Origin of the sequence: Micromonospora sp. MH33, from assembly GCF_003013775.1 — a bacterium.
Lineage (GTDB): Bacteria > Actinomycetota > Actinomycetes > Mycobacteriales > Micromonosporaceae > Micromonospora > Micromonospora fulviviridis.
On record NZ_MUYZ01000528.1, the window covers coordinates 1 to 2,550 of the forward strand.

General features: G+C 75.5%; 2 protein-coding genes and 2 pseudogenes. All 4 read right to left on the reverse strand.

The features are described from left to right. Positions 1–200: pseudogene (locus tag B0E53_RS35365) on the reverse strand (phosphoheptose isomerase); the annotation flags it as partial. Next, entirely contained in the window at positions 200–1,417 is a 1,218-nt protein-coding gene (locus tag B0E53_RS35370) for a glycosyltransferase (protein WP_107079818.1), read from the reverse strand. The gene B0E53_RS35370 and the pseudogene B0E53_RS35365, both read right to left, overlap by 1 nt. Further along, complete coding sequence (locus B0E53_RS35375) at positions 1,402–2,376, reverse strand: glycosyltransferase (protein WP_107079819.1); 975 nt, start codon at positions 2,374–2,376, stop codon at positions 1,402–1,404. The genes B0E53_RS35370 and B0E53_RS35375 overlap by 16 nt, the downstream gene beginning before the upstream one ends. A gap of 38 nt (positions 2,377–2,414) precedes the next feature. Further along, positions 2,415–2,550 (reverse strand): annotated as a pseudogene (locus B0E53_RS40475) (glycosyltransferase family 9 protein); the annotation flags it as partial.

Consider the following 2,550-nt stretch of genomic DNA (forward strand, 5'->3'; position numbering starts at 1 on the left):
TTGCCGACGAGTTCGGCGGTGAGGTGCTGGGCCTCGGCGGCGCTGCCGCCGTTGCCGGCGACCAGCAGCCGCCCGCCCCGGGCCAGCGTCCAGGCCAGCTCGGTGCCCCAGCCGGCCAGCCGCTCGGCCTCCCGCCGGTATGGCAGCAGCGCCGCGGCCAGGCCGGACAGGTGGGCGTCGAGGGTGTCGTGGTGGCTCATCAGGCCACCGCCGGCGCCGGTCGGGAGGCCGTGGTCAGCGTGGCGTAGACCGCGCCGAGCTGTTCGGCGCAGCGCTTCCAGGAGTACCGGCTGCGGATCCGGTCCAGCGCCGCTGTGCCGTACGCGAACCGCCGGACCTTGTCGGCCAGCAGCCGGCGCAGCGCGGTGCCGAGCGCGCGGGGGTCCCGGGGCGGCACGAGGTCACCGGTGAGCCCGTCCACGACGGTGTCGGCGATGCCGCCGACGTTGGTGCCGACCACCGGCGCCCCGCAGGCCATGCCCTCCAGAGGGGTGAGCCCGAACGGCTCGTACCAGGGGGCGGCGACCAGCACGTCCGCCGAGCGGTACCAGGCACCCATCTCCTCGCGCGGCACCGCGCCGACCAGCTTCACCCGGTCGGCCACGCCGCACGACTCGGCCAGCGCGGACAGCCGCCGGGCGAACGAGTCGGCGGCCAGCAGGTCGGCCGGCGGGCCGCCGACCACCACGCACTCGGCGTCCGGCACCGCGGGCAGCGCCCGGACCACCTCCAGGAAGCCCTTGCGCTCGACCATCCGGCCGACGGTCAGGATGCGGGGGCGGGCCGGGTCGCGCGGTGCGACCGGGCCGTCGGGACGGAACACCGCCTGGTTGACGCCGGACGGGACCAGCGCCATCCGGGACCGGGGCACACCCATCCGGACCAGCTCGGCGACCTCGTCCTCGCACTGCACGATCACCCGGTCGACGGCCCGGCCGAGCGTCCGCTCGTAGCCGATCCGCCCTGGTGGACTGGTGTCCTTCGCGCCCTGGTGCCGGCGCTTGACCGTGCCGAGCGCGTGGTACGTCAGCACCGTGGGCACCCCGGTCCGCCGCCCGGCGTGCACCGTGGCCAGCCCGCTCATCCAGAAGTGCGCGTGCGCCACGTCCGGGGTCCAGCCACCGCGCCGCCAGGTGTCGGCCAGCCAGCTGCCGAACTCGCCCATGTACGGCAGCAGCTCGTCCTTCGGCACCCGGTGCGCCGGGCCGGCCGGCACGTGGCACACCTGGTAGCCGTCCGCGGTGGCCACCGCCTCGGGCAGGGCGGTGGAGTCCCGACGGGTGTAGACGCGGACGTCGTGCCCCTCGCCGACCAGCGCGGTGGCGAGTTCCGCCACGTGGGTGTTCTGCCCGCCGGCGTCCTCCTCGCCGAGGACGGCGAGTGGGCTGGCGTGCTCCGAAATCATCGCGATGCGCATGTCTCCTCCTCCATGAGCCGGTCCCAGTCGGCGAGGAACCGGTCGAGCCCGAAGCGTTCCTTCGTCACCTCGCGTGCCCGCGCCCCCAGCCGGTACGCCGCGTCGCGGTCCTCGGCGAGCCAGCGGGCCGCCTCGACCAGGGTGTCCACCCGGGTGGAGAGCACCCCCGCGTCGGGCGGCACGGCGTCCACGGCCTCGGTGGTGGCCAGCGCGACCACCGGCATGCCGATGGTCATCGCCTCGATCAGGCTCAGCCCGAGCGACGTCCAGCGGCACAGGTGCAGGTACGCCCGCCGCCGGGCCACCTCGGCGTGCATCCGCTCCTGCGGCAGGTCCTCGTGGGCGGCCAGCCGATCGGCCGGCAGCCCGGTCCGCTCGGGCAGGCCGGCCACCCCCATGCCGAAGACGTCCAGCGGAGCGACCGCGGCGAAGCGCGGCATCAGGTCGGTGCCGGTGACCCGCCAGCGGCGGACCGGCTCGTTGGTGACCACGGCGAGCCGGTCCAGCTCGCCGGTCCACTCCACCTTCGGCGGCACGATGCCGTGTTCGACGACCGCGGTGCGGGTGCCGCCGTTGTCCCAGAACAGCTCGTTGAAGTGGGTGACGTGGGTGAGCAGCAGGTCGTCCCGGCCGGCCATCGGGTGGCGGGTGTCCGGCACGTCGCCCTTGGGGGTGTTGTGCTCGACGTAGATCGCCGGCAGGTCCCGGCCGGGCCGGCGGCCCAGCCACCGTTCGGCCAGCTCCAGTTCCTCGGGCCGTTGCAGGACCACCAGGTCGACGTCGGTCCGTCCCAGCTTTTCCGGGGTCACCTCGACGGCGTTCTCCGGCCAGGCGTAGGTGCGCGCCCGGCCCAGCCCGTACGGGCCGCGGTCGGGGGTGACCGGCACCAGGTACCGGTGTCTCCCGTGCACGAACGACGTCGTCCAGGAGCCGTGCACGTGCCAGAGCAGTACGTTCATCTCTCTCCTCGTCGGCGGCGGGGCGGGGGCGGGTGGATTCAGCCGGGGGCGAGCCGGCGGACGGCGGCGACCACCCGGGCGGGGTCGACGCCGCTCAGGCAGGGGTGCCCGGCGACCGGGCAGCGGGCCGCCCGGGTGTCCCGGCAGGCCGCCCCGGCGTCGCCGAGCCGGACC